Genomic DNA, 26,864 nt, shown 5'->3' with positions numbered 1-26,864 from the left:
CCGGGAGACGCGGGATCGCCCGGCGCGCTGGAGCGCCGGGCACCCGGCACTCTATCCTTCGAAGGCCCCGACGCGTTCGACCCGAACGATCGGCTCGCCCTCCGCTTCCGACTCAGCCAGGTCGACCGAACCCTCAATTGCCCAGTCGTGGTCGCCGGCGGGGTCGAGCAGCACCTGACGGAATCGCCAGAACCCTTCGGAGGCGCTCGATCGGTCGATCTCGAGCAGCCCGGCTGCGCGAGCATCGGCATCGACGCGAATGTCGTCGTACTCGCTGTAGTAGTCGGCAAGCGCATCGCGCCAGCGCTGTTCGCCGAAGCCGCGCGAGCCATCGAGCTCGGCGAGCTCGGCATAGCGTTCGAATGATGCCGCCTGCACACGGCGGAACAGTGCGTTGCGGAGCATCACGAGGAACGCACGCTGATTCGTCAGCACCGAGCGGGTCGGCGGCGCGAGCGCGGCCGCAGCATCGGCGCCGTCGGCGTCGAGCCCGAGCAGCTCGCGCGCTTTGCGGTGCGCCTCGACGTCGGGATTCGAGAGCTGCTCCCACTCGTCGATGAGGCTCGAGTCGACCTGCCGCACGAGTTCACCGAGCCAGTCGAGCAGCTCTTCGAGTTCGGGAGTCTTCGCTCGCTCAGGCACGGTTCGTTCGATGGCTCGGAACGCGTCGCTGAGATATCGCAGTACGCCGCCTTCAGAACGCCCCAGCTGGTAGAACGACACCAGGTCTCGGAACCCGAAGGCCCGCTCGATCATGTCGCGCACCACCGATTTTGGCCGGAGCGCAAAGTCACGGGCCCACGGCACTTCTTTCGTGTACTCGCCGAATGCTTCGTCGAGGAGCTCTTTCAGCGGTTGCGGATGCGTGACGGCTTCGAGCAGTTCCATGCGCTCGTCGTACTCGATGCCTTCGGCTTTCATCGCGGCGACGGCTTCACCCCGCGCTTTGTGCTCTTGCGCACGCAGAATCGCGCGTGGGTCTTCGAGCGTCGCCTCGATGATCGAGATGACGTCGAGCGGGTACTCGGTCGATTCGGGATCGAGCAGCTCGATGGCAGCGAGGGCGAACGGTGAGAGGGGCTGGTTGAGCGCGAAGTTGGCTTGGAGCTCAACCGTCAGGCGCAACAGCTGCTGCCCGCGCCCATCGGTGTGCACTTCGACGATGCCGCCTTGACGCAGAGTGCGGAAGATCGCGAGTGCGGTGCGAGCGTGCGCGAACTGCGCGGAGCGCGGTTCGTGGCTGTCGAACACGAGGGTGCGCATGGTGTCGAGCGCCTCCCCCTCTCGGGTTTCTCCGCGTCCGATGACGCCGAGCACCATCGAGTGCGTGACGCGCATGCGACTGACGAGCGCTTCGGGCTGCGACCCGACGAGCTTCTCGAGCGTGGCTTCGCTCCAAGCGACGAAGCCTTGGGGCGGAGACTTCTTCTTTGCCGGCTTCGCCTTCTTGCCGCCAGTCGCCTTCGCAGCCGCTTTGGCGGCGGCCTTGGCATTCTCGACCTCGTGCTCGGGCGCGAGTGCGATCACGTCGCCCTCGGTGTCGAAGCCCGCGCGGCCGGCGCGACCCGCGATCTGATGAAACTCGCGCGCCGACAATCGGCGCATCTTCTCGCCATCGAACTTGGTGAGCGCCGTGATGACTACCGTGCGGATCGGCACGTTGATGCCGACGCCGAGAGTGTCGGTGCCGCAGATCACGCACAGCAGTCCGCGTTGCGCGAGTTGCTCGACCAGGCGGCGATACCGGGGCAGCATGCCCGCATGGTGCACCCCGATGCCCGACCGCACCAGGCGCGAGAGCGTCGAGCCGAATCCGGTCGAGAACCGGAAGTCACCGATCGCGGCGGCAATCTCATCGCGACCTACGCGGTCGACGATACGAATGCTTGAGAGGGCCTGCGCTTGCTCGACCGCGTGCGATTGATTGAAGTGCACAAGATAGGCGGGCACCTGTCGATCTTCGAGCAGTTGCTCGACGACCTCGTGCGCCGGAGCGACCTCGTACGTGAACGAGAGCGGCACCGGCCGTTCGACACCGGTGACGAGCGCCGTGTCGCGATCGGTGCGACGCGAGAGATCACCGGCGAGCTCGGTGACGTCGCCGAGCGTGGCCGACATGAGCAGGAATTGCGCATCGCGCATCAGCAGGAGCGGCACCTGCCAAGCCCACCCGCGATCGGGCTCTGCGTAGTAATGGAATTCATCCATGACCACCTGCGTGATGCCGCCCGCGGTGCGGTCGCGAATCGCGAGGTTGGCGAGGATCTCTGCGGTGCAGCACAGAATCGGCGCGTCCGGGTTGATCGAGCTGTCACCGGTCACCATGCCGACGCGATCGGCACCGAACACATCGACGAGGTCGAAGAACTTCTCACTGACGAGCGCTTTGATCGGCGCGGTGTAGACCGTGCGACGCTGTTCAGACAGTGCGATGAAGTGGGCGCCGAGCGCGACCAAAGATTTTCCGGTACCGGTCGGCGTCGCCAGAATGACGTTGCTGCCGAGGGCGATGCCGAGCACGGCCTCCTCTTGCGCGGGGTACAGTCGGAGCGCGCGTTGCTCCCACGCCCACTCCTCGAACGCTGAGAACGCGTCATCGGAGGATTCGAAACGGGTGGAGTCGAGTATCGATCCCAAATTCATGAGTGTTCGGGCTCCTGTCGCGCCTCGGCGCCGGGGGTAATATCGCCGCGTTCGAGTTCGGCAAACTTGGTCTGCATCGTCGGGTTGCCGCGGGTGAGCTTCTTGATGGTCACGCCTTGCGCCTTGTCGTTCGCGAGGCGCAGGTTGTTCTCCGATTTCAGCAGATTGTCTTTCACCTTCTGCATTTCCGCGATCGAGGTGTCAATGCGTTTGATCGCCTCTTGGAACTGACGCGACGCCAGTTCGTAGTTCTTCCCGAACGCGTTTTTGAAGGTGTCGAGCTCGGCTTCGAAATGGGTGATATCGATGTTCTGCGACTTCACCTGTTCGAGCTCCGCCTTGTACTTCAGCGAGTTCAGGGCAGCATTGCGCAGCAGGGTGATGAGCGGAATGAAGAACTGCGGTCGAATCACATACATCTTCGGGTACCGGTGCGAGACGTCGACGATGCCGCTGTTGTACAGTTCGCTTTCGGGTTCGAGCAGACTGACGAGCACGGCGTACTCGCACCCCTTCTCGCGCCGATCTTTGTCGAGCTCCTTCAAGAAGTCTTCGTGCTTGTGTTTCGTCGCCGTCGTGTCGGCCTCGTTCTTCATCTCGAACATGATCGAGACGATCTCGATGCCCGAGACATCGAGGTCTTTGAAGATGTAGTCGCCCTTGCTGCCGGAGCGGGCGTCGTTGTCTTTCTCGAAGTACGCGTTGGGAAACGCCGTCGCACGAATCTGGTTGAACGTCGTCTCGCAGTGCTGCTCAAGCGTCTCGCCGATCATTTTCGTCGACAACCGGGCCTTGAAATCTTTCAACCGCTCGATCTCGCCGTCGCGATCGCGCAACTGCACCGCATGGAACTCTTTGAGCGAGCGCTCGGCGAGCTCTTTCTCAAGCGCCGCGCGCTCGAGGCCGCTGCGCAATTCATCGCGCTCGCGCTCGACCGCACTGACGGCCTCGGTGATCTCGAGCTTGCGGGCCAACTCGATCGAGTCAAGTTTCGCGCGCAACTGCTGCACTTCAGCCTGCTGTGCAGCTGCCTGTTCATGCAGTTCGCGTGCGCGCTGCGCCTCGGCGAGCTCACCCGCGGCCTGCTGGTCTCGCTTCGCCTGCGCGAGGTCGTTGACCAGCGCGTCGCGCTCTCGCTCGACCGCGCTGAGGGCTTCGGCGACCGCGAGCTTCTGCGCCGTGGCTCCGGCATCGAGCCGCGCCGTGAGCTGCTGAATCTCGGCGTCTTTCGCGGAAGTAGCCCGCTGCAACTCGCCCGCAGCGGCGGCCTCAGCCAGCTCGAGTGCTCGGGCTTGGTCGCGCTCGGCGAGTTGCAGGCGCTCGTGCAGTTGCGCGTCGAAGTCGCGGTCGCGCACCTGCTTCAGAATGTCGGCGTACCCGGCTTCGTCGACGGTGAACGCCGTATGGCAGTGAGGGCACTGGATCTCGTGCACGGTGCCTCCTTCAGAGTCGTCGGGGATGCCTACCCACAACACTGGCACAGACCGCCGACAATGCAGCGCTCGATCAGCCGAAGACCTCGAAAACACGCAGTCGCTTGCGGTCGTCGCGCGTCGACGACGACTGCAGCTCGAGCAGTTCGGCATAGATGCCGCCCGATCGAGCGAGCTCTGCGGGGGTGCCGATCTCATCGACTCGACCGTCGCGCAGCGTGACGATGCGATCGACCTCGGCGATCGTCGAGAGCCGGTGGGCGATGATCAGGCTGGTGCGCCCCCGCATCAGGTCTTCGAGGCCGGCTTGCACGAGCCGCTCCGATTTGGTGTCGAGCGCCGACGTGGCCTCGTCGAGCACAAGAATCGGCGCGTCTTTGAGCATGGCTCGGGCGACCGCGATGCGCTGGCGCTGGCCACCCGAGAGCTTGACGCCGCGCTCACCGATCAGCGTGTCGTAGCCGCGGGGGAATCGACGCACGAACACGTCGACCGCAGCGCGCTGCGCCGCCGCTCCGATCTGCTCGCGGGTCGCGTCGGGCTGCCCGTAGGCGATGTTTTCGGCAATGGTGCCGGAGAACAGCGCGGGATCCTGAAACACGACCCCGATGCTGCGTCGGAGGTCGTCGATGCTGTCGCCCGCGCCAGCTACCTCGATGGTTCCCGAACGCACGCCGTACAGCCCCATCAACAAGCTCGTGAGTGTCGTCTTCCCGCCGCCCGACTCTCCGACGAAGGCCACGCGCTCCCCCGGCGCCACGTCGAACGAGATGTCGGTCAGCACGTCGTCATCGGCGTCGTACCCGAAGTGCACGCCGCGGAACGCGACCGCGGCACCCCCGGCGCGCCCATCCGCTGACGCACTCGGTGACGCGTCAGCCGGCGCCGCATTGACAGGCCGCGAGCCACCGCCGTCGACGACGACCGGGTCGAGATCCATGACCGCGAAGTACGACTGCGAGCCCGCAATCGCTCGCTGCGCGGTGTCAACGACCCAGCTGAGGCTCGTCACCGGCTGTCGCGCCATGGCCATCAGCTGCACCAGCATGACCATCTCGCCGATCGTGAAGTAGCCCAGCACCGTCCGCGCGAAGATGATGGCGTACAGCCCGAAGAAGATCAGGTGGAGCACCCCCTGGCGCAGTGCATCCATGCGGTGCCAGTGACGTGATTGCTCGGCGGTGAGCGTTTCGGTGGCATCGAAACGCTCACGAAACGCGCGGAGCTCACGGGTTTCGCCGACGAACGACTTCACCACGCGCATCTGGCCGACGACCTCGGCGAAACGGCCGGAGGCGACATCGACATGCTCGTTCTTCTCACCTTCGATGCGCTGCCAGCGGCGGCTCGTGAGTGCGGTGAGCCAAAGGTAGACCGGATACGCAACGGCGAGCAGCACGGCGAGGGGCCAGTAGTACCAGGCGCTGATCGCGAGCACCGAGATCGTGGTGAGCAGCAGCGTCACAAAGAGGTTCGAGAACGACTTCATGAAGTTGGTGATCTCGGAAATTGAGCGGTTGAGCCGTGCCACGATCGTGCCGGTCAACTCGGTGTCGTAGTAGCGCTGCGGCAGAGCGAGCAGCTGGGCGAAGTATCGGGTCGACAGAATCGTGCGCATCTTCGCACTCATCACGTCGCCCCAGTAGCCGCCGATGTTGCCGATGACGGCTTCGATCAGGCTGACCGCGAGCAGTGCTGCGGCGAGCGCGAGCACGGTCGCGATGGTGCGCCCGGGATCGGTGGCCACGGGTGCGGCGCCATCCCCGCTCGCGGCACCGCCGAGTGCCGCGACGATGACGTCGGTCGCGCGGCCGGTGATGAACGGGACGGCCAGACCTGCGGCTGTGACGACCGCCGCGGCGATCATGATGCCGATGTAGTACGGCGTCAGGCTGCGGGTGAATTTCAGGATGCGCATCAGCGTGCCCATGGTTCGGCCTCCTCTGCGGTGTACGTCATGGCATGCAACGTACCAGCGACCTCCCCCATTCCTGTCGCTGGGTCGGCTCGGGCGAGGGGCGCGCGCGAAACATCGCCGGAGTAGGCTCGGGAGCTATGGCCGATCCTCACCTGTTCCGCTCGTTCACCATTCGTGATCTCGAGGTGCGCAATCGCCTCTGGGTCGCTCCCATGTGCCAGTACTCGGTCGACACCGAAGACGGCGTGGTCTCCGACTGGCACCTGCAGCATTTGGGAGGGCTCGCCCGAGGCGGGGCGGGTGTGGTGTTCATGGAGGCGACAGCAGTCGCTCCGGAGGGTCGCATCAGCCCGCGCTGCCCGGGCATCTGGAGCGAGGAGCAGGTGGCACCGTTGCAGCGCATCACGCGCGCCGCGCACGCCCATGGCGCCGCGATCGGCATCCAGTTGGCCCACGCCGGACGCAAGGGATCGACCTACCCGTCGCTGCCGGGATTCGCCGATGGCAGCGTGCCCCTCGATGAGGGCGGTTGGCAAACCGTTGCCCCGTCGGCGGTTGCGTTCGGAGCATTCGCGGTTCCCCGAGCCTTGGAGGTCGACGAGCTGGCCGAGGTCGTCGAGGCTTTCGTCGCCGCGGCCGATCGTGCCGTGCGTGCCGGTTTCGACCTGGTCGAGATCCACGCCGCACACGGCTACCTGCTGCACGAGTTCCTTTCGCCGATCTCGAATCAGCGCACCGACGCCTATGGTGGGTCGCTCGCGCACCGCGCTCGACTGCTCCGCGAGACCGTGCAAGCGATCCGCGCGGCGCACCCCGGTCTGCCGATCGTGGTGCGGGTGTCGGCCTCCGAGTGGGTCGATGGCGGGTTCGACGTCGCCGAGGCTGCTCAGGTCGCCGCGTGGTTGCGCGCAGACGGGGCCGACCTCGTCGATGCGTCGAGCGGCGGCAACGTGCCCGATGCGCGCATTCCAGTGGGGCCGTCGTATCAAGTGCCGCTTGCGGCGCATCTGCGCGCGGCTGACGCACTGCCCGTGAGCGCCGTCGGGCTCATCACGAGCGCCGCGCAGGCCGAGGGCATTCTGGCGTCGGGTCAGGCCGACATCATCACACTCGGCAGGCCGCTGCTCGCCGACCCGCATCTGCCGATCGCCTGGGCGCACGAACTCCGGGCTCCGGGTGCCGCTGACCTCGTCCCCCCGCAGTACGCGCGCGCACGCTTCTAGACGCCGCCGCGCAGCATCTCCGCCGACCGCTCCCAGAGGGCGCGCGCGATCCAGGGGTCGTGCACCTCGGGGCTCACGCGGTTCGGGATCGCCCGCGACTCGTAGTACGCACCCGGCGCGAACGTGCGTCCGGGTTCGCCCTCGGCCAGCCAGACCAGTTGATCGGCGCCGCGCTCCGGGCTGACCGTGAAGAGGCGCTGCAGGGGCCCGTGATACAGCCAGCGCATCACATGAGTGGTATCGCTCGCGAACCCGGTACCCACGATGCCCGGGTGGAATGCCGCGGCCGAAATGCCTGCGTCGCCGAAGCGGCGCTGCAGTTCGACGGTGAAGAGAATGTTGGCGAGCTTCGCGTTACCGTAGGCCCGCTGCGGGGCGTAGTTACGGGCGTTCTGCAGATCCTCGATATCGAAGCGGCTGAACACGCGTGCGGCGAGGCTCGCCGTCTGAATCACCGTGGCCCGCCCCGCAATGAGCGCCGGCATCAGATCCGTTGTGAGCGCAAGCGGGGCGAGATGGTTGACCTGGAAGGTGCGCTCGAAACCGTCGACGGTCTCGGCACGCTCCCCCATGATGCCGCCGGCATTGTTCGCGAGCACGTCGATCCGGGGGTATGCGTCAGCGAGCGCTGCGGCGAGCGCGCGCACCTGCGCGAGATCAGCGAAGTCGGCCGTGAACCAGTGCGCGCCGATCGGGTCGGCGATCGCCGCGGTCTTCTCGGCCGACCTCCCGACGAGCACCACGGTGTGCCCATCGCGGTGCAACCGGCGGGCCGCGGCGGCCCCGATGCCGTCGCTTGCTCCGGTGATGACGATCGTCTTGCCCATGCCGTGCTCCGATCTGCGGTCGACGAGCCCCGGCGCTTGCCGCCCGTGAGCCGTACGCGTACGGTATCAGCAGCGACGCCGCACCGGGCGTTGCCTGCGCCGGAGGTGCGTGATGGTCGATGTCGTGATGTTCCACCATATTCAGGGACTGACTGCGGGCGTGCGCGATCTGGCCGAGCGCATCGGCGGGTCTCGGCATCGGGTGCACACGCCAGATCTCTACGCCGGGCGCACCTTCGACTCGATCGAAGACGGGTTCGCGTTCGCCCAGACGCTGGACTCCGGCGACGTGCAGCACGCGATCGGCGACGCGCTCGCTCCCCTCCCCGATCGCCTGGTCTACGCCGGGATCTCGTGGGGCGTGACACACGCGCAGCGCCTCGCGCAGACGCGCGCGAATGCCGCGGGTGCCCTGCTGCTCGAGGCGTGCCTGCCGGTCAGCGGGGACTGGGCCATCGGCGCCTGGCCCGCCGGTCTGCCTGCGCAGATTCACGGTCACGATGGCGATGAGTTCTTCGCGCTCGAGGGCGATATCGAGTCGGCGCGGCAACTCGTGGTGCAATCGGGCGGTGCGGCGCAGCTCTACAGCTATGTCGGCGACAGTCACCTCTTCTGCGATCGATCACTCCCCGGCTTCGACGCCGAGGCCACGGATCTGCTCGTGACGCGCGTGCGCGCCTGGCTCGATCAGGTGTGAGCGGTGCTGGATCGCGCGTCGGCCCTCGCCCGCGCGATGTCGGCGGCGCGGCCTACACTGAGCGCATGCCTCACGATCTCACACCGCGCGACCAATTGCGTCTCCGCATGCGGGCGCAGGGCTTAGCGCTGCACGGCCAGGGTTCGACCGCTGCGGTACACAGCCTGGCACCGGGCACAACGGCTGCCGCACGCGCAGGCACAGCACGCACCGGCGCCAAGCGCATCGCCGATGTCGCTCGCGGCATGTTGGCGGTACAGGGGCAGGACTGGCGTTCGGCTCGCTGGGCGCTGGGAGTTCGGGCCCCGGAAACGACCGTCGCCGACGTCGAAGCGGCCTTCGCCGAGCACCGCATCGTGCGCTCATGGCCGATGCGCGGCACGGTGCACCTCGTCGCCGCCGAAGACATCGGCTGGATGCAGCGCGCAACGAATCACCGGGTACTCGCCGGCGCCCCCAAACGACGCGAGATGCTCGGCATGAGCGACGCCGTGCTGGAGCACTTGGTCGAGACGTCGCTCGCCGCGATCGACAACGCACGGCACGACACAGCCAGCCCCGGGCTGGATCGCGAAGCACTGGCCGAGGCCTGGACGGCTGCGGGCATCGACTGGCAGAGCTCGTGGAGATATCACCTCATCTGGTGGATCTGCCAAAACGGGTGGGCCACGTTCGGGCCGGTCGGCGCGACGGGGGAACCGCTGCTCGTGCGCTCGAGCGACTGGATCACGACCCCCCGCGAGCTCGCAGGCGACGAGGCGCTCGCAGAGCTCGCCACGCGATACGCCGCAGCGCGCGGCCCGGTGCGCGACAAAGACTTTGCGTGGTGGACGGGCTTGACGGTGACCGAGGCCCGCACCGGCATTGCGGCCGCCGCAGAATCGGGCGCCCTGGTCGAAGCGCGTGCACTGGACAACGCGGGCGACCCCGTGCGCGGCGTCGCCGGCAAGCTCTGGGTCGATCCCGCACTCCTCGATTCGATGTCAGCTTCCGACGCCGATGCCAACGTCAACACCGACGCCGATCTCGCCGAATGGCAGCTGCTCGCGGCATTCGATGAGCACCTGCTCGGCTACCAGAACCGTGACGCACAACTCGATCCGGAGCACTTCGAGCGCATCGTGCCCGGCCGCAACGGCATGTTCCTCGCGACCGTCGTCAACCGGGGGCGCGTCGTTGGCACGTGGAAGCGCGGGCGCACCAAGGCCGGCGGAATCGAGGTGACCCCCTTCCCCGGAGCACGCATCGACACCGCGGCGCTCGAGGTCGCGAACCAGAGCTGGTCCGAATTCCACGGGGTTTCCGCGGGTGGCGTAATCGTGCGCTGAGGCATACCCCAGACCCGTATTCACCGAGGCGACCCCGGTACCATTGGGTCATGGAACTCGGCCTGATCGCAGTCGCCGCCGTCGTCGTACTCGTCGGCACCTCGATCCTGGGCGGGCGCATCGGCGTCGCGGCTCCGCTCATCCTCGTCGTCGTCGGCATCGGCGCTGGGTATCTGCCGTTCGTGCCCCGCGTCGAGATCGACCCCGAGATCATTCTGCTCGGCGTGCTCCCGCCGCTGCTCTACTCGGCCGCCGTCAACGTGCCGCTGGTCGACTTCCGCCGCAATTTCAGACCGGTGGTCGGCCTGTCGGTGCTGCTCGTCATCATCTCGGCCGTGATCGTCGGCTTCGTGATTCACCTGCTCGTTCCACCGATTCCCCTGGCGGTCGGCATCGCCCTCGGCGCGGTGATCAGCCCGACCGACGCGGTCGCCGCCACCTCGATCGGCAAGCGGCTCGGCATGCCCGATCGACTCGTCTCGATCCTTGAGGGCGAAAGCCTCGTCAACGACGCGACCTCCCTGGTGCTCTTGAAAACCGCACTCGCCGCCATCGCCGGCAGCTTCGTCTTCTGGGACGCCGCCGGCTCGTTCGGTTACTCCGTGATCGCGGCAATTGCGATCGGCATCGTGATGGGCGTCATCACGGTCTGGGTGCGCTCGAAACTGCACAATCCGGTCCACGACACCATCATCTCCTTCGTCGTTCCGTTCGTCGCGTTCATGCCCGCGGAAGAGATCGGCGCCTCGGGCGTGCTCGCCGTCGTCGTCACCGGCCTGTACACCGGCCACCACGCGGCGAAGCGCTTCAGCCCGCAAGCCCGCATGAACGAGCGCCTCAATTGGCGCACCGTGCAGTTCGCGCTCGAGAACGGCGTCTTCCTGATCATGGGCCTGCAGTTGCACACCCTGCTCGACGAGGTCGACGACACCGAACTGCAACTCGCACATGTCGCCCTCATCGCGGTCGGGCTCGTCGTCATCCTCATCCTGCTGCGCGGCGCGTTCATGGTGCCCATGATCTGGACGATGCGCGGTGACGAGGGGCGCATACAGCAGCGCAGCGACGGATTCACACGCATTCTGTCGCGCGCGCGGCGAGCCGACACCGACTCCCGCAAGCTGCGCAAGCTCGAAATTCTGGAGCAGCGATCGCGCGCCGACCTCGCCCACGAGCAGGAACAGCAGCTGGGCTGGCGAGACGGCGTGCTGCTGTCATGGAGCGGAATGCGCGGCGTGGTCACGCTCGCCGCCGCGCAATCCATCTCGACCGATGTGCCGTATCGCCCCCAGTTGATCCTCATCGCGTTTCTCGTCGCCGTACTGACCCTGTTGCTCCACGGGCTCACGCTGCCGCTCTTCATTCGCAAGCTTTGGCCCGAGGGCGCGAACACGGGCTCGAACAGTGGCGAATTGCAGTCGCTCAGCCGCGACCTCTTCGATGCGGCAAACACGGCGCTCGAAGACGAACTCGAAATCGACGAAGACAACGACGAAGGTCACGTGCTGCCCACGGAAGACGTCCTCAAACGTGTGCGGTTGAACGCGAAGAGCGCACTCGCCCCGATCTCGTTCCTGAACGCGCCGGTGACCGGGCCGCTTCCGCACCAGTCCCAGGAAACGCAGGCGGCATGCTTCCGCAGACTGACTCGGGTCGCCCTCGATGCGCAGCGTGAGGCGCTGCTCGAAGAACGCGCAATCGGCCGCTACAGCTCGCACACCCTGCGCGCCGCAGAGCTCGCACTCGATGCGCACGAAGCACGTATCAATCCCAACGCCTTCTAGACGAACTCGACCCCGGCTTCGGCGAGCTCGCGGAGCGCGGCAGCCGACGATTCGGGGGCCACACCCGCGATCAGGTCGGTGAGCACCCGCACCTCGAAGCCCGCCGCGACCGCGTCCAATGCCGACGCCCGCACGCAGTAATCGGTGGCGATGCCAGCGATATCGATTGCCTCGATTCCGGCGGCTCGCAACACCTCTGCGAGGCCGCGTCCGTCGGTCGTGCGACCCTCAAACGCTGAGTACGCCGGCTCGCCCATGCCCTTGCGCACGTGCACGTCGATGCGATCCAGCGGCATCGCGGGATGGAATTCGGCGCCGTCACTCCCCTGCACGCAGTGCACCGGCCAGGTCGTGATGAAGTCGGGATCGACGCCCGGCGCCGCAAAGTGACCGCCGTTCGAGCCGTCGGCCTCGTGCCAATCTCGGGAGGCGACGACGAGCGCATACGACGACGTCTCGAGCAGTGCGGCGATTCCGATCGCGACGGCCGATCCGCCGATCACCCCGAGCGCACCGCCCTCGGTGAAGTCGTTCTGCACGTCGACGGCGAGCAGCGCCCGGGTCACGATGCCTCCATGCGGATCGGATTCTGATGGTGACTGAAGACGATGCTCGTGCGCGTCGACGACACCGCCGGATGCGCCGAGAGGTGCTCGACGACGAAATCGCGCACATGATCGGAATCTCGCACGGCGAGATGAATAATGAAGTCCTCGACACCGCCGAGGAAGAAGAGTTGCATCACCTCGGGGAGGCCGCGCAACTCGTCGCTGAGTTCGGTGATGCGCTGACGCGCCCCCGAGCGAACGGTGACGCTCACGAGCACCTCGAGATCGAGCCCGATCGCGCGCGGATTCACCGACGCCGTGAACCCCGTGATGATCTTGCGCGCCACCAGACTGCGGACGCGGGCGATACAGGTCGACGCGGCAACCCCCACGCGCTCGGCGAGCTCCGCGTTCGTCATGCGCCCGTTCGCCTGCAGCTCGTCGACGATCTTGCGATCCACATCGTCAAGCTCGATCACACCGCGCAGATTCTTCGAGGTTTCGGCCACTGCAACCCGTCTTTCGCTTATATCTCGATCACATCAACAAAAATTGCCGAAGAGAATTCAGGCCAAGTGTACAGCGGGCGAACATACTGCACAATGAGAGGGTTCGACCGCAATGGATCGCGCCGTACCCGGCTCATCCGCGGTCTGGCACCGCATCACTCACCGCAGATTCCATTGGAGCATCTCATGCGCGTCGGCATCCCCACCGAAATCAAGAACAACGAGAACCGCGTCGCCATCACGCAGGCCGGCGTCGTCGAGCTCACCCGTCGTGGTCACGAAGTCTTCGTGCAGGCCGGCGCTGGCGTCGGTTCGGCAATCACCGACGCCGAGTACGCTGCAGCCGGCGCGAAGATCATCGAGGGCGCTGACGACGTGTGGGCACAGGCCGACATGATCCTCAAGGTCAAGGAGCCGATCGCGGCCGAGTACGACAAGCTGCGCAAGGGCCAGGTGCTCTTCACCTACCTGCACCTCGCCGCCGACAAGACGCTCACCGAGAAGGTGCTCGAGTCGGGCACCACCGCCATTGCGTACGAGACGGTGCAGGCCGGCCGCGCACTGCCGCTGCTCGCCCCCATGTCTGAGGTCGCCGGTCGACTCTCCGCTCAGGTCGGCGCGTACTCGCTGATGAAAGCCAACGGCGGCCGCGGCGTGCTGCTCGGCGGCGTCACCGCAACCCGTCGCGGCAAGGTCGTCGTTATCGGCGGCGGCGCTGCCGGCGAGCAGGCCGCGCGCATCGCGTACGGCATGGGCGCCGAGGTCACCGTCATCGACATTGCAATCCCCCGCCTCAAGCAGCTCGAAGACGAGTTCAACGGTCGCATTCAGACCCGTACCTCGAACGCGCACAACATCACCGAGGCGCTCAAGGACGCGGATCTCGTCATCGGCTCCGTGCTGATCCCGGGCGAGAAGGCACCAAAGCTCGTCACCGACGAGATGGTCGCGCAGATGAAGCCGGGCTCGGTGCTCGTCGACATCGCGATCGACCAGGGCGGCTGCTTCGAGAACTCGCGCCCCACCACGCACGACGACCCCACCTTCCAGGTGCACAACTCGATCTACTACTGCGTGGCGAACATGCCGGGCGCGGTCCCCGAAACCTCGACGGCTGCCCTCACCAACGCCACCCTCCCCTACGTCGTCGCACTCGCCGACAAGGGCTGGGTGGCCGCGCTGAACGCTGACGAGTCGCTTGCCAAGGGCCTGAACGCTCACGAGGGCGTGCTGACGTTCAAGGGTGTCTCCGACGCGTTCCCCGAGCTCGCCTACTCGAGCGTCGACGAGGTCCTCGCAGCCAACGCCTAAGGCGTACGCTGGATCCCATGGATCTGAAGTTCTCATTCGGAGGGGCGTCGCCCGATCATCACCACGGTGATGACGGCGGCGCCCCTTCGGGCATTCCCCTCCCCTTTACCACGGTCGCACCCGGTTCATCCAGCACCGTCCTCGACGCCTCGGTGCGCCGCGACGGAGCTCTGGTCATCGGCGAGATCATCACCGGCGACGGCGTGACCTACGCTCGGGCTGAAGTCGGAACCGCTGCGGATGCCGATGGAGCGATGCTCGGCAAGGCGGTGCGGTCGGCACTGGCCCGCGCCGTGGCGACGCTCGAAGGGCCGCTCGCCGAGTCGGTGACCGCCGTCATCATCGACCTCGGGCCGATGGGTGCCGATGCGCTCGCTTCACTCGGCATCGACACGGAGCAGCCCGTGGTCACCGATCAGTTGCAGAGCCGGATCGGCATCGCGACCGGCACGCCGATCCGCCTGGCTGCCTAACCCGCGTCTCGATCCCCTCACCCCACCGCCGATGTCAGCCGCGCTGGAAGCGGAGGATGCGCTCGAGCGCTTCCGCGACGGCTGATTCTCCGGCCGCATAGGAGAGCCGGATCGATCGCGACCCCCCGATCGGGTCGAAATCGACGCCGGGAACGACCGCGACGTCAGCACCGCTCAGCAGTTCACGGGCGTAGGTCACCGAGTCCGTGAAACGATCGAGCTGCGGCCCGAGCTCGGAGTAGTAGTAGAACGCTCCGTCTGATGGCGCGGCAACGCCCCAGTCGAGGCTCGACTCGGCGTCGAGAATCAGTTGGCGCGCTCGACCGAACCCGGCGACGATCGCATCGCGCTCCGCGTAGCTTTCGGGCGTGAACGCGGTGAGGGCGAGCTCCTGTGCGGGAGCGGGGGGCGACAGCGCGAAGTTCGATGCGAGCGCTTCGAACGGCGCGATTAGCGAGTCGGGCAGCAACGCCCAGCCGAGTCGCCACCCGGTCATGCCCCAGTACTTCGAGAACGAGTTGATAACGATCGCTTCCGCGTCGAGTTGACGGGCGGTCACGCCGCGCGCATCCGCGCTTCCGGGTTCGGCGAACGTGATGCCGTGATAGATCTCGTCGCTGACGAGTCTGACGCCGCGCAGCGAGCACCAGGCCACGAGCGCGGTCAGCGCCTGGCGATCGAGCATGGTGCCGGTCGGGTTGGCGGGAGACGCCAGAATCAGCCCGGCGAGGTCGCCGTGCTCCGCGACCGCCTGGTCGAGGAGCACGGGGGTCGGTTGGTACCGCGCCTCCGGGCCCGCCGGAATCTCGATGACCTCGACGCCCAAGGCCGTCAGGATGTTGCGGTAGGCCGGGTACCCGGGGCTCGCGAGCGCCACCCGGTCACCGGGATCGAAGGCCGCGAGGAACGCGAGCTGGAAGGCTCCCGAAGACCCGGTCGTGATCGCGACCGAAGCCGGGTCGACGTCGACTCCGTACCACTCCCGGTAGTGCCCGGCCACGGCTTCGCGTAGCGGTGCCGTACCCAGGGGGCCGGTATATCCGGCCGGGCGCAGCGTGCCGGGTACCGGTCGTGCGCTGGGCTCACCAGCGCACAGCGACACGACGTCGCGCCCCTCGGCGCGGCGCTGGGCGATCTGCTCAGTGATGCGCATGACTTCGAACGCGGGAATGGCAGACCGGCGAGACACGCTCGGGGGTGCCGCGACCCGGCGCATGCCGCCTGCGGCGAGTCCGTCGGCGTCGGCGGTGGCCCGACCGACCTCGGCCGCTGCACCGTCGGCAGGCAGCGGGGGCAGTCCGCGTGACGGCGGTGTCTTGATGGGACCTCCGGGATTCACCATGCCTCCACGTTAGCGGCGTGCGCGCGTTCCACAAGACGGAGATACCCCGACAGAGCGGTCACGCCTTCGGCGCTTGTCGGCAGCCCGTCGCCGAGGCGGTCAGATGACACGAGATGAGCGGACCATTGCGCGCGGCTGATTGCCACATTGAGTCGGTTGCGCATGAGGAGAAACTCCAGGCCGCGCGGCACGTCTGCGGCGCTCGACGCCGCGAGCGTGACAATCGCGATCACCGCTTCCTGCCCTTGGAACTTGTCGACCGTGCCAACGCGCACGTCACCCAGGCCATGGGAGCGCAGCGCATCGCTCACGCACTCAACTTGCGCGTTGTAGGCGGCGACGACGATGAGGTCGGCAGCGGTCAGCGGCCGTTCCGGCCCCCCGGCTTCGCGCAACCGACCCGCCAACGCCGCTCGCACGGTCGCGACAACGGTCTCGGCTTCTTCCGGTGATGAGGTCGCGTTACCGAAGTGCCGCACCGGGTGCCAATGCAGCCCGGCAGGGCCGACGCCCGTCACTTCGCGCCGCGATGCGCTGGGATGCGCGCGGAGACGCCCCTCGTACGCGAGTTCGGACACCACGTCAGCGAGTTCGGGCCGCATGCGCCGCGTCTCGGCGAGGAAGTACCCGAGCTGCTCGGGGAGCGTCTCGTGATCACCGACGAGCCAGCCGAGTGCCGAGGTGTCGACGGGCTCGGGGTGGGAACCCTGCGAGACCTGCGGCAGCTGCTGCGGGTCTCCGAGCAGGAGGAGTCGCCTCGCGGCGACGGATGCCGCGATCGTCGGCGCAAGGGAGAACTGGCCGGCTTCATCGACGACGAGCAGGTCGAGCTGATGCCGGCCCACGCGGTCTGCGTTGCTGAAGTCCCATGCGGTGCCACCGATGACCGCTCCGCGACCCGCCCGCTGGTGCCCGGCGAGAAACGCGGCCTGCCCCCCGCTTCGCAGCGCGGTGAACGGCAGTGCGGCGATGTCTGCGGCAGATGCGCCGCGCTGCGTCGCCTTGCCGACGAGCCCGGCCGGCAACCCCGCCGACACCACACCGCTCAACACATTTTCGACGACCCGATGAGATTGGGCGACGACCCCGATCAACCAGCCGTGATGCTCGACGAGGTGCGCAATGACCCGCGCAGCAAGATACGTCTTACCCGTGCCGGGCGGCCCCTGCACGGCGAGCGCCGAGCGGTCGAGCGCGCGCACGGAGGCGATGACGGCCCCGATGCGGCCCGCTTCGGCGTCACCGCCCATGAGCGCGATCGCCTCAGCTGAATGTTCAGAGACGAGTTCGTCGCCTCCACGCAGACGCGGCGGCTGGCGACGCAGGAGATCGACTACGGGGTCGGCGGGGAAAGCTCCGGCGTCGAGCGAACGCGCCAGGCCCGCACCCCACTCCTCGATCGCGCCCTTCTGCGCACCCGCTCGAGGCGGAGGGCCCGGGGTGAGCGCCACGGGCAGGTCAGCAAACGGCTCGACGCCCGCGGGCACCGTTTCTCGGATCACCGCACCGTCATCGTGGCCCTCGATCACCGTCACCTGACGGGCGCCTCGCGACCCGGGCGCAGCACCGTACTGCGGGAACGGCGCCGGGTAGGCGTACACGGCGAACGCGTCACCGTCGTCGCGGAAGCGCGACCCGGGTGCTGCAGCACCGGCGAGTTGCACGTGCCTGCGTTCGCTGCGGGCGCGCGGAGACGTGTGCCAGGCTTCGACGACCCGGCTCCGTTGCGGGTCAACGACGAGCACATCTCGCGTGTCGGCCCAATCTTCGACCGGGTCGATCAACCGAGCGAAGTGCGCCCACCAGAACGACTTCTGCTCACGCTCGTGATAGTCGATCGCGCTGGCGGCGATGGCTGCCGCTGTGCGGTCGCCGGGCTGCCCGTCGCTCGCGAGACGTTCCGCGTGCGCGGCGAGCGCCACTCCGGTCGCGCTGAGGTCGAGCTGCGGGCCGCCGGCCTCGGCGAGCGGTGCGGGTGTATACGGTGTGACGGCGTGAGCCTGAGCAATCTCGAGCAACCAGTCGCGCAGGTGCAGTGTCGAGACGCAATCGTATGCGTTGTAGTCGCCGATGGCGTCCATGCGGCGCTGGCCCTCGGCACGAATGTCACTATCGGCCGAGCCCAACTGAGCACTCGCTTCGGCGTATTCGGTGACTGATTGAGCGCCCGACGTGACCCCGTCGGCATCGCGGAGCGCGTCGCCCATGTAGAGCGGTTCGAGCTTCTTGATGGAGTACGAGCTTGTACCAATGCGCAGCGCTGCGCGCACAATCGGGTAGAGATCGACCAGCACATGGTCTCGGAACAGTGCGTCGACTTCAGCCTCGCCGACGCCGTGCCGGGCGGCGATTGAAGCCAGGTGCGTTCGCTCGTAGGCGGCGTAATGGTAGATGTGCATACCCGGGAACCGACGCCGCCGGTCGGCGACCAGCTCGAGAAACTGCTCGAGCGCCTCGCGCTCTGCGTCGAGGTCGTGCGCCCAGAGCGCGGTGAACTGCTCGTCGACGTCGACCATGCCGAACAAGTAGTCGATGCCCCAGCGGGCGGTGCCGTCGGGGCCCGGAGCACGGTACAGCGGATCGCCCTCGAAATCGAAGAAGAGATCGCCGGCATCGGCGGCGGGGATCGCGGCGAGCGCCGCCGCGTCGACGACAGCAACCGGAGGCGGCGCATCTGCGGTGACTTCGCACTGCAGACGCGCCTGCTGGGCGAGACGGTGCAGCACCGGTGCCGCTACCCCGGGTACCACGGTTTCGGAACTCGGATCAGACACGGTGAGCGCCGCGACGCGCTCGAGCGAATCGAAGCCCGCCGCGACGAGCGCGTCGCGCTGCGCCGCGCGAATGCCTGCGATGAGCAGCGGATCTCGGGTGCGTTCGATCTCGGGCTCGCACACCTCGCACCGACCGCAAGCGACGATATCGAGCGACCCCCAGGCCACCGGTGGCGCCGATCCGATCGCACCGTCACTCCCGCGCGCGATTGCGCGCTCCGCGATGAGTGCGTGCAACCGCTGGCGGCGCGCGCGGAACACCGGGGCGATGTCGGCGATGCGATGACGCGACTCGGCGCCGTCGCCCAGAATGAGCACTGCGCTGTCATGCACGGGCACCCCGACCCGTTCGAGCTGCTCGGCATATGCCGCGAGCTGCATCAGGGCCGTCACCTTTGCGCGCCGAGCGAGTTTCGTGTCTTGCACCTCGAATCGGCCATCGGGGCGTCGCCTGAGGAAGTCGGCGAACCCCACGAAGCCGATCTCGGGTACATCGTCGCGGGCGGGCCGTTGCGCGGGGTCGAAGAAGGTGGCCTGAAAGACGACATCGGCACCGCCGAGCAGCGCGTTGACGGTCGCGAAGGCGACCTCGGAGAGGTGCTGCGCCGACATCGACGTCGGGCGCGGAATCTCGACGACGCCGCCCGGCTCCCCAACGGAACCAGGCCCCAGCTCGGCAAAATACGCCTGCAGCACGCGTGCTTCGTGCGCGTCGCCCAGCTGGGCGGCTCGGCGCAGCATCGGGTCGTCGTCGGGCGGCACGACCACATCGCGCCCGAGCTTGGCGTCGAGTCGACGCAGGAACGCGAACTCGCAGTTGCTCGCTGCGGTGAGGTCGCTGGCGCTGGTGACCAGCCGATAGCCCGACCCGTCAGGGTGCTGCTGCACGAACACGCGCGCTCCTCTCGTCGATCACGCATCCGCTAACAGACGCGAGGCGCACCCAGAACTCGGGGCCGCTGCACTCGACGCTACCGCGCACCACCGACATTCGTGCGCACTGCCCCATCGCCGCCGCCGAGCGTCTGCGAGAGCGCCGCCCCGGCTTGCCGCACGACGGCTCCGAGCGCGTCGAGCTTGTCGCCGAGCCGCTCTTTTGGCCCACTGACGTTGACCGCGGCGATGATGCGTCCGGTGTGATCGCGCACCGGTGCAGAGACCCCGACGATGCCGGTTTCAAGCTCCTCGTCAAGCAGTGCGTACCCGCACCCCCGAATGCGGTCGATCTCGGCCTGCAGACCTGCGTAGTCGGAGATGCGAGAGAGCGCTGGGGGCTCGTCGAGCAGGAAGAACGGGTTCGCCTCGCGCCCGAAGACCTGGTCATCGATGACGGTGCGATCCTGCCCGTGCGCCCGGTACCAGGCATGCAGCGAGGGCTCGTCCCAGTCACTGACGAGTACGCGGCCCGACGAGGTGCGCCACGCCGCGGTGACCGTGCCTTCCCACCCCGCTGACCGGAGCTCGTGCGGACTGAGCTCGCTTGCCAGCGTGAGTACGTTGCCGTGCGCGAGCACGCAGAGGTGCGCGGTCTCGTGGGTGGCGCGCACGAGACCGCGGAGCACCGGGCGTCCGCTCGCGACAAGTTGCGCTTCTGATGATCGTGCGGCGAGCGCGAAGAGTCTCGGGCCGACGGAATACCGACCCGTGCGGGCGTCGCGAGCCGCGAGCCCCGACTCGGCGAGTGTGGCGAGCGCGCGAGATACCACCGTTTTGCTGCGTCCGGTGAGGCGGGCGAGGTCAGTCACCCCGTACCCGCCGACGCGAGTGGAGCCGTCACTCGCGAGCAATTCGAGCAGACGAATGTCTCGGCCGAGCCCTGCGGAATTGGTGCGCCGCGCATCGGCGCCGGTTGGGGCGGCGGCCTCGAGGGGTTCCGGATCAGCGGACGTCGATGCGCTGGCCGACGACGCTCGTGGCGCCGTCGCAGTGGGCTCAGTCACGTCGCCCTCCTCTCATTCTGCACCTCAGCATGCCCCACGGTACCGATATGCGCAACCAAGTTTGCGCATATCGGCGACGGCTTCTTATCGTCATCCTCACTGCCGCACGCTCGGCAGGCGAGATCGAAGCGCAGGGCCTCGGCACCTGCGCGTCCACACCACCCGAATCCCAGACAGCGAGGTCCCCATGGACACGGTTCAGCTCGGCGAATGCTTCGTCGGCAGCGGCGTCAATGCCGCACACATCAACACGGTCTTCGGCGACCGTCGCGGCGCAGTCGGCACCGCATGGGCGACCGCGCTCGCGTCACCGAGCGCCGGCTTCGTTCCGTTCGTCGCGGTCATGCAGCCGTCCGTTCCGGTCAAGCCCATGACCCTGTTCGTCTCCAAGGCCGCCCCCGAGGGCGACTTCCACGGCACCGCGATCTGGGGCCCGGCGCAGGCGGGAGTCGCGGCAGGCGTCGCCGACGCCGTCGCCGAGGGGGTGATCTCGCAGGAGTTCGCCGACTCCCACGCGCTCATCGTCGCCGTCTGGGTGAACCCGGGCACCGATGACCACGACGAGATCTACCGCAACAACCGCGAGGCCACCCGCAAGGCGCTGATCGCGGGTGCCGAGAACACCCCGCGCCCGGCCGAGGTCGTCGCACTCCGCAATTCCACGTCAAATCCCTTCTACACCCCCAGCGAGGAGGTGGCGAACAGTGTCGCACGCTGATCTTCACACCACTGAGAACACCATCGTCGGCTTCATCGGCCTCGGCAACATGGGGTCGGGCATGACCCGCAACCTGCTGACGTCCGGGTTCCGTCTCGTCGTCACCGACGTACGCCGCGAAGCCGCTGCCGAGCAGCTCGCCGCCGGAGCCGAGTGGGCCGACACTGCCGCTGACGTCGCCCGTCGCAGCGACGTCGTCATCACGATGCTGCCGACGCCGCGCATCATCGAGGCCGCACTGCAGGGCACCGACGGACTGCTCGCCGGGCTCTCGCAGGGCAAGACCTGGATCGACATGTCGACCTCCGTGCCCGACGTCGCGAATCACGTGCGCGCCGAGGCGGCCGAACGCGGCATCGAGATCGTCGATGCTCCGGTGAGCGGCATGTCCGTCGGTGCGGCGAACGGCGCCCTGCAGATCTTCGTCGGTGCGACTGACGATCAGTTCGCCTCTCTGTTCCCGGTCTTCGAGGCAATGGGTGATCCCAAGCGCATTCTGCACGTCGGCCGCCCCGGCGCCGGCTACGCCGTCAAGCTCATGATCAACCAGCTTTGGTTCTCGCATCTTGTGGCGACCGCAGAGGTTCTGGCGATTGGCACGGCAGCCGGAGTCGAGCTCGATGTGCTGCGCCGCTCACTCATCGCAAGCCCCGCGAATAGCAACTTCTTGGAGCACGACGTGCGGTCGATTCTCGACCACGGCGACTACGACGAAGGGTTCGCCATCGCCCTCGCTTGCAAAGACCTGGGTCTCTCGATCGACCTCTCGCGATCGGTGGGCATTCCCGCGGAGCTGTCGTCGCTCGTCGAGCAGATCTATCGCCGCGCGAAGCGCAGCTACGGCGATCGCGCCGGCGAGATGACCCCGTTCAAGCTGTATGAAGATCTGCTCGGCACCGAGCTGCGGCTGCCCGCCGAGGCCGACGTCGCTTCGGCTGAGGCCGCCGCGTGAGCGCGGCCCAGCTCCCCGAGGGCACGCCGACGCAGTTGCTCATCGGCGGCGAATGGCGCGACGCGAGTTCGGGATCGACCATCACCGTGGTGAACCCGGCCACCGGGGCAGCGCTCGCCTCGGTCGCCGACGCCAGCGTGGCCGACGGAGCCGCGGCGCTCGATGCCGCGGTTGCGGCGCAGGAATCCTGGGCCGCGAAGCCGCCGCGCGAGCGCGGTGAGATTCTGCGCCGCGCCTGGGAGCTCACCATCGCGCGCCGCGACGAACTCGCCCGCATCATCACGCTTGAGATGGGCAAGCCGCTCGCCGAATCGCTCGGCGAGGTCGCGTACGGAGCCGAGTTCCTGCGCTGGTTCTCGGAGGAGGCGGTGCGCATAGATGGCCGCTACACGCTCTCCCCCGACGGCCGCAGCCGCCTGCTCGTGCTGCACCGCCCGGTCGGCCCGAGCCTCTTCATCACCCCGTGGAACTTCCCGCTGGCGATGGCGACGCGCAAGATCGCTCCGGCGCTCGCGGCCGGCTGCACCTCGGTGCTGAAGCCCGCGTCGCAGACGCCGCTCACGGCGCTCGCCTTCGCGGCGATCCTGCTCGAAGCCGGCGTCCCTGCGGGAGTCGTCAACGTCATTCCGACGTCGCAGGCGGGAGCGGTCACGGGCCCGCTCATCACCGACGATCGACTGCGCAAGCTCTCGTTCACCGGCTCCACCCCGACCGGCAAGCGTCTCATCCGCGACTCGGCCGATCAGGTGCTGCGCGTGTCGATGGAACTCGGGGGCAACGCCCCGTTCATCGTGTTCGAAGACGCCGACGTCGACGCGGCGGTCGAAGGAGCGCTCGTCGCCAAGCTGCGCAACGGCGGCGAGGCATGCGTCGCAGCCAACCGCATGCTCGTGCACGAGCGCGTCGCCGAGGAGTTCTCGCGCAAGCTCATTGCGCGCATGGCGGGGTACGTGCAGGGCGACGGTCTCGACGCCGAAGTCACTATCGGCCCGCTGATCGACGAGGCGACTCGCGCCAAGGTGTCGGGGCTCGTCGATGAGGCGGTCTCCGAAGGAGCGACCATCGCGCTCGGCGGGGCCGCGCCCGCGGATACGGCGGGGTACTTCTACCCGCCCACGGTGCTCACCGGGGTGCCCCAGCACGCGCGTATCTTGAGCGAAGAGATCTTCGGGCCGGTCGCGCCCATTGTGACCTTTGCCGACGAGTCGGAGGCGATCCGCCTCGCGAATGCCAGCGAGTACGGGCTGGTCGCGTTCGCCTACACGCGGGACCTCAACCGAGCGCTGCGACTGGCAGAGCGTCTCGAGACCGGCATGTTCGGGCTCAACACCGGGCTCGTTTCGAACCCGGCTGCACCGTTCGGCGGTGTGAAGCAGTCGGGTCTCGGCCGCGAAGGCGGCGCTGAGGGCATCTGCGAATTCTTGGAGACCGTGTACGTCGGCATCGCGGATCCCCTCGCCTCGTAACTCCCCCATCATCTGACCGGCCCGGAAGCCCGCGCTCCCGGGCCGGTCGACTATCGTCAATGACGCCGAAAGCGAAGAACATGACTCAGACCACACCCACAGCGCAGACGCAGACCGTCGATTTCGATCATCTGCCGCTCAACCGATTCCACTTCCGCATCACCGCCCTGACCTTCGGCGCGCACTTCAACGACGGCTTCGCCGTGGGCATCATCGGCATGGCCATCGTGCTCATTGGCCAGCAGGGTGCCATGGAATTGAACGCCTGGTGGACGGGTGCGCTCGGCGCCGGGGCGCTCTTCGGTCTCTTCGCCGGGGCCATGCTCTTCGGCTCGGTCGCCGACCGGTTGGGCCGCCAGAAGATCTTCACAATCAGCTTCGTCGTCATCACCGTTGCGACGCTCGCGCAGTTCTGGGTGCAGGAACCCTGGCAGTTGCTCGCGTTGCGCATCATCCTCGGTCTCGGAATCGGCGGTGATTACGCCGTGGGCCACGCGATGCTCGCCGAGATCCTGCCGCAGAAGCGACGGGGCGAAATCCTGGGGTCGTTTTCGGTGATTTGGACGTTCGGGTACGTGCTCGCGACGATGCTCGGCATCTGGTTCATGCAGTCGGGTATCGAGGATGCATGGCGCTGGATGCTCATCGCGCCGGGCTTCATCGCCGCCATCGTGCTGATCGCCCGTATCGGCACCCCCGAGTCGCCGCGCTGGTTGCAGCGCGAGGGGCGCGATGCCGAGGCTCGCGCGATCCTCGACAAGCACTTCGGCACGAACGTCGTGATGCAGCGCGAGGTCGAAACCGAGGCCGGCGGCTTCTCGGCGCTCTTCAGCCGCAGGTATCTGCGGCGCACCCTCTTCAACTGCATCTTCTTCGCGTGCATCGTCATGCCCTACTTCGCGATCTACACGTTCTTGCCCAACATCCTCGACAGCATGGGCCTCTCGAACCTCGCGAGCACCGGCAGCGGCTACGCCGTCGAGGTGTACCTCAACGTCTTCCTGCTCGCCGGCGCGCTTGCCGGCATCTGGGCGACCGCCAAGTTCACACGTCGCGGGTTCCTCATCGGATCCCTCATCGTGCTGACCTGCTCACTGGTCGCGCTGGCGCTCGCGCCGACCGCTGCCACCGTCGTGTCGGTCGTGCTCTTCGCCGTCTTCACCTTCGTACTGTCGGCCGTCTCGAATCTCGTGGGCGTCTTCCCTGCGGAGAGCTTCCCGACGCCGGTGCGCTCTTCGGGCATCGGGTTCGCCACGGCGATCAGTCGACTGGGGTCGGTCATCAGCACCTTCCTGCTGCCCGTGCTCATGGCGTCGTTCGGCGTCGGCCCGACAATGCTCGTGCTCGCCGGCGTACTGGCAGTCGGGCTCATCGTGTCGGTGCTCTGGGCTCCCGAGACGAAGCATCAGTCGCTGAGCGACTCGGGTCTTGTCTCGCTCCCCGACCTTCGGGACGCCGACGCCCGTTAGAGCCGCGCGAGCGTGTCGATGTCTTCGAGGAACGCGGACTGCTGTTCCTCGGAGACCGTCGCGCGGGTCACGGCGAGCGCGGCGAGGTAGTCGTCACTCGTGAGGTCGGTGCGGGATCCGGTGGCCTGAGCCGCCCCCGCGCCGCCCCGGAGCACTCGCGCCAACGCGTCTTGCGAGGCGCGCCGAGCCGCATATTCGATGTCTGCGGGGGTGAGCCCGTCGCTCTCGTTGACCAGACGAGCGAAGTCGATCGCCTCCGCAACGCCGCTCGGCACGTACCTGCGCCAAATCGCCTCGCGCGCCTCGGCATCGGGCAGACCGATCGGCAGGACGTAGTCGAATCGGCCGTGACGCAGGAACGCGGCGTCGAGAGCGCGCACGAAGTTCGTCGCGCAGACGAGCAGCATGCCCTCGCGATCGCGGAAGTCGGCGACGATCTTCAGGAGTTCGTTCGTCACCCCCTGGGTCGGCGTCGGCGGGTCGCTGCGCTGCGACGCGATCTCTTCGACCTCGTCGATGAAGACGACGCCGTGCTCGAGTTCCGCGATGTGCTCGAAGACGCTGCGCAGCGATGACGCCATACTCGTGGAACCATCGCCGAGCCGAGACGGGAACACCTCGACGAATGGCCAGTCGAGCCGCGAGGCCACCGCTTTCGCAAACGTCGTCTTGCCGGTTCCGGGCGGCCCGAACAGCATCACCGCGTGGGGCGGCACCACGCCGTATCGATCGGCGAGGTCGGGCTGCGCGAGCGGCGCGACCAGGCGCTCTTCGAGCAGTTGCTTCTCGCGGCGCATACCCGCGACCTGCTCCCACAGGTGGCGCGGCAGCATGCGACCGCCCAGGTCTTTGAGCACCTCCAGTTCGCGCCGCTGCACCGGCATCTGCCGCTCAAGGTAACGGAGGTTGTGCTGCAGTTGGAATCCGTTCGCGGTGAGCAGATCGATGCGACTGCCCTCGGGCATGAGCACCGACAGCGTGCCCAGCCCGAGAGGCGCCATCTTGCGCTCGAGCGCGTCGAGCAGCGCCCCTGAGATGTTCTCCGTGCGCGCGTTCTCATCGACGCCGAAGAACACGATCCACCCCTGCGCGTGTGCGGCACGACCGACCGCCGCCGCGACAATGCGATCGTCTCGGACGGCGACCATCGCGTGGTCTTCCCGACACGACGCCGTGACCTCGGCGAGCGAGTAGACGGGCTGTTCCGATGTGGAGCGCGCCTCCCACCAGAGCCGAACAACGGCGTCGAGGTCGTCGTCGTGGAATTCGCGGATCGTGATACGAGTCATGCGCTCATGCTGGCAGAACCGTTCCGACCGCAACATGCGCTCTCGGCAACTTGTGGACGAAAGATCGCGGATATTTCCGCCTGTGGAAAGTTCTCGGCAGGATGACGGCTCAGGGTCGCCTCCGCTAGACTGGCGGTTGCGAGTCGGCCGTGCCGGCTCGTGCGTCGCTGATTCTCAGCAGGCGGCGGCCCGTGAGCGGCTGCCAGACCTCCGACTCTCC

20 protein-coding genes are annotated in these 26,864 nt (G+C 67.4%); 10 read left to right on the top strand and 10 right to left on the bottom strand.

The annotated features are described in order from the left end of the window. Positions 1 to 51 precede the first annotated feature (51 nt). The 3 genes from CH42_RS06255 to CH42_RS06245 form a co-directional block, all read right to left on the bottom strand. The gene (locus tag CH42_RS06255; protein WP_053352359.1) at positions 52 to 2,643 is read right to left on the bottom strand and encodes a DEAD/DEAH box helicase; all 2,592 of its coding nucleotides are present in this window, start codon (positions 2,641 to 2,643) and stop codon (positions 52 to 54) included. After that, entirely contained in the window at positions 2,640 to 4,076 is a 1,437-nt protein-coding gene (locus CH42_RS06250) for a DUF2130 domain-containing protein (RefSeq protein WP_053352447.1), read from the bottom strand. Before CH42_RS06250 ends, CH42_RS06255 begins: the two co-directional genes overlap by 4 nt. 73 nt (positions 4,077 to 4,149) lie before the next feature. Beyond that, complete coding sequence (locus CH42_RS06245; protein WP_053352358.1) at positions 4,150 to 6,006, bottom strand: ABC transporter ATP-binding protein; 1,857 nt, start codon at positions 6,004 to 6,006, stop codon at positions 4,150 to 4,152. 125 nt (positions 6,007 to 6,131) lie between these two features. Between CH42_RS06245 and CH42_RS06240 the strand changes: the two genes are divergently transcribed. Beyond that, entirely contained in the window at positions 6,132 to 7,217 is a 1,086-nt protein-coding gene (locus tag CH42_RS06240) for an NADH:flavin oxidoreductase/NADH oxidase (protein ID WP_053352357.1), read from the top strand. Here the strand turns inward: CH42_RS06240 and CH42_RS06235 are convergent. Beyond that, complete coding sequence (locus CH42_RS06235; protein ID WP_053352356.1) at positions 7,214 to 8,044, bottom strand: SDR family NAD(P)-dependent oxidoreductase; 831 nt, start codon at positions 8,042 to 8,044, stop codon at positions 7,214 to 7,216. The two genes, CH42_RS06240 and CH42_RS06235, sit on opposite strands and share 4 nt — an antisense overlap. 112 nt (positions 8,045 to 8,156) lie before the next feature. Between CH42_RS06235 and CH42_RS06230 the strand changes: the two genes are divergently transcribed. From CH42_RS06230 to CH42_RS06220, 3 genes are all read left to right on the top strand, one after another. Beyond that, on the top strand, positions 8,157 to 8,741 hold the full coding sequence (locus CH42_RS06230) for a dienelactone hydrolase family protein (RefSeq protein ID WP_053352355.1): 585 nt from the start codon (positions 8,157 to 8,159) through the stop codon (positions 8,739 to 8,741). Positions 8,742 to 8,806: 65 nt separating this feature from the next. After that, positions 8,807 to 10,069: a winged helix DNA-binding domain-containing protein gene (locus CH42_RS06225; protein ID WP_053352446.1), complete on the top strand. Its 1,263-nt coding sequence runs from the start codon at positions 8,807 to 8,809 to the stop codon at positions 10,067 to 10,069. Between the two features lie 50 nt (positions 10,070 to 10,119). Beyond that, a complete protein-coding gene (locus CH42_RS06220; RefSeq protein WP_053352354.1) occupies positions 10,120 to 11,853 on the top strand; it encodes a cation:proton antiporter in 1,734 nt (577 codons plus the stop codon). Here the strand turns inward: CH42_RS06220 and CH42_RS06215 are convergent. Beyond that, positions 11,850 to 12,419 (bottom strand): nicotinamidase, encoded by a 570-nt coding sequence (locus CH42_RS06215; RefSeq protein ID WP_053352353.1) that lies wholly within the window; start codon positions 12,417 to 12,419, stop codon positions 11,850 to 11,852. The two genes, CH42_RS06220 and CH42_RS06215, sit on opposite strands and share 4 nt — an antisense overlap. After that, a complete protein-coding gene (locus CH42_RS06210) occupies positions 12,416 to 12,910 on the bottom strand; it encodes an Lrp/AsnC family transcriptional regulator (RefSeq protein ID WP_082309324.1) in 495 nt (164 codons plus the stop codon). Before CH42_RS06210 ends, CH42_RS06215 begins: the two co-directional genes overlap by 4 nt. Positions 12,911 to 13,096: 186 nt before the next feature. Between CH42_RS06210 and ald the strand changes: the two genes are divergently transcribed. Both ald and CH42_RS06200 read left to right on the top strand, forming a co-directional pair. Then, positions 13,097 to 14,221 (top strand): alanine dehydrogenase, encoded by a 1,125-nt coding sequence (gene ald / locus CH42_RS06205; RefSeq protein WP_053352351.1) that lies wholly within the window; start codon positions 13,097 to 13,099, stop codon positions 14,219 to 14,221. A 17-nt stretch (positions 14,222 to 14,238) separates the two neighbouring features. Next, positions 14,239 to 14,694: a hypothetical protein gene (locus CH42_RS06200; protein ID WP_053352350.1), complete on the top strand. Its 456-nt coding sequence runs from the start codon at positions 14,239 to 14,241 to the stop codon at positions 14,692 to 14,694. Between the two features lie 34 nt (positions 14,695 to 14,728). Here CH42_RS06200 and CH42_RS06195 read toward each other — a convergent pair whose 3' ends face one another. From CH42_RS06195 to CH42_RS06185, 3 genes are all read right to left on the bottom strand, one after another. Beyond that, a complete protein-coding gene (locus CH42_RS06195; RefSeq protein WP_053352445.1) occupies positions 14,729 to 15,910 on the bottom strand; it encodes an aminotransferase class I/II-fold pyridoxal phosphate-dependent enzyme in 1,182 nt (393 codons plus the stop codon). 119 nt (positions 15,911 to 16,029) lie between these two features. Continuing rightward, entirely contained in the window at positions 16,030 to 19,704 is a 3,675-nt protein-coding gene (locus CH42_RS06190; RefSeq protein WP_193392075.1) for a TM0106 family RecB-like putative nuclease, read from the bottom strand. Positions 19,705 to 19,781: 77 nt separating this feature from the next. Continuing rightward, the gene (locus CH42_RS06185; RefSeq protein ID WP_082309322.1) at positions 19,782 to 20,750 is read right to left on the bottom strand and encodes an IclR family transcriptional regulator; all 969 of its coding nucleotides are present in this window, start codon (positions 20,748 to 20,750) and stop codon (positions 19,782 to 19,784) included. Positions 20,751 to 20,937: 187 nt separating this feature from the next. Between CH42_RS06185 and fae the strand changes: the two genes are divergently transcribed. The 4 genes from fae (at position 20,938) to CH42_RS06165 (ending at position 25,355) form a co-directional block, all read left to right on the top strand. Then, complete coding sequence (gene fae, locus CH42_RS06180; RefSeq protein ID WP_053352349.1) at positions 20,938 to 21,468, top strand: formaldehyde-activating enzyme; 531 nt, start codon at positions 20,938 to 20,940, stop codon at positions 21,466 to 21,468. Further along, positions 21,455 to 22,420, top strand: a complete 966-nt coding sequence (locus tag CH42_RS06175; RefSeq protein WP_075205269.1) for an NAD(P)-dependent oxidoreductase — start codon at positions 21,455 to 21,457, stop codon at positions 22,418 to 22,420. The genes fae and CH42_RS06175 overlap by 14 nt, the downstream gene beginning before the upstream one ends. Beyond that, the gene (locus CH42_RS06170) at positions 22,417 to 23,886 is read left to right on the top strand and encodes an NAD-dependent succinate-semialdehyde dehydrogenase (protein ID WP_053352348.1); all 1,470 of its coding nucleotides are present in this window, start codon (positions 22,417 to 22,419) and stop codon (positions 23,884 to 23,886) included. The genes CH42_RS06175 and CH42_RS06170 overlap by 4 nt, the downstream gene beginning before the upstream one ends. Positions 23,887 to 23,966: 80 nt before the next feature. Further along, the gene (locus CH42_RS06165) at positions 23,967 to 25,355 is read left to right on the top strand and encodes an MFS transporter (RefSeq protein ID WP_075205276.1); all 1,389 of its coding nucleotides are present in this window, start codon (positions 23,967 to 23,969) and stop codon (positions 25,353 to 25,355) included. Here the strand turns inward: CH42_RS06165 and CH42_RS06160 are convergent. Then, positions 25,352 to 26,644: an ATP-binding protein gene (locus CH42_RS06160; protein ID WP_053352347.1), complete on the bottom strand. Its 1,293-nt coding sequence runs from the start codon at positions 26,642 to 26,644 to the stop codon at positions 25,352 to 25,354. The two genes, CH42_RS06165 and CH42_RS06160, sit on opposite strands and share 4 nt — an antisense overlap. Positions 26,645 to 26,864: the final 220 nt, after the last annotated feature.

The organism is Leucobacter musarum subsp. musarum (assembly GCF_001273845.1).
Classification (GTDB): Bacteria; Actinomycetota; Actinomycetes; order Actinomycetales; family Microbacteriaceae; genus Leucobacter; species Leucobacter musarum.
Note: the sequence above shows the minus strand (reverse complement) of the source record. Positions and strands in the feature narration are given on the sequence as shown.

Excerpts from the sequence above, each read along its gene's own strand:
- CH42_RS06255 (WP_053352359.1), bottom strand. The coding sequence starts at position 2,643 with ATGAATTTGGGATCGATACTCGACTCCACCCGTTTCGAATCCTCCGAT.
- CH42_RS06245 (WP_053352358.1), bottom strand. The coding sequence starts at position 6,006 with ATGGGCACGCTGATGCGCATCCTGAAATTCACCCGCAGCCTGACGCCG.
- CH42_RS06240 (WP_053352357.1), top strand. The coding sequence starts at position 6,132 with ATGGCCGATCCTCACCTGTTCCGCTCGTTCACCATTCGTGATCTCGAG.
- CH42_RS06235 (WP_053352356.1), bottom strand. The coding sequence starts at position 8,044 with ATGGGCAAGACGATCGTCATCACCGGAGCAAGCGACGGCATCGGGGCC.
- CH42_RS06230 (WP_053352355.1), top strand. The coding sequence starts at position 8,157 with ATGGTCGATGTCGTGATGTTCCACCATATTCAGGGACTGACTGCGGGC.
- CH42_RS06225 (WP_053352446.1), top strand. The coding sequence starts at position 8,807 with ATGCCTCACGATCTCACACCGCGCGACCAATTGCGTCTCCGCATGCGG.
- CH42_RS06220 (WP_053352354.1), top strand. The coding sequence starts at position 10,120 with ATGGAACTCGGCCTGATCGCAGTCGCCGCCGTCGTCGTACTCGTCGGC.
- ald (WP_053352351.1), top strand. The coding sequence starts at position 13,097 with ATGCGCGTCGGCATCCCCACCGAAATCAAGAACAACGAGAACCGCGTC.
- CH42_RS06200 (WP_053352350.1), top strand. The coding sequence starts at position 14,239 with ATGGATCTGAAGTTCTCATTCGGAGGGGCGTCGCCCGATCATCACCAC.
- CH42_RS06195 (WP_053352445.1), bottom strand. The coding sequence starts at position 15,910 with ATGCGCCGGGTCGCGGCACCCCCGAGCGTGTCTCGCCGGTCTGCCATT.
- fae (WP_053352349.1), top strand. The coding sequence starts at position 20,938 with ATGGACACGGTTCAGCTCGGCGAATGCTTCGTCGGCAGCGGCGTCAAT.
- CH42_RS06165 (WP_075205276.1), top strand. The coding sequence starts at position 23,967 with ATGACTCAGACCACACCCACAGCGCAGACGCAGACCGTCGATTTCGAT.
- CH42_RS06160 (WP_053352347.1), bottom strand. The coding sequence starts at position 26,644 with ATGACTCGTATCACGATCCGCGAATTCCACGACGACGACCTCGACGCC.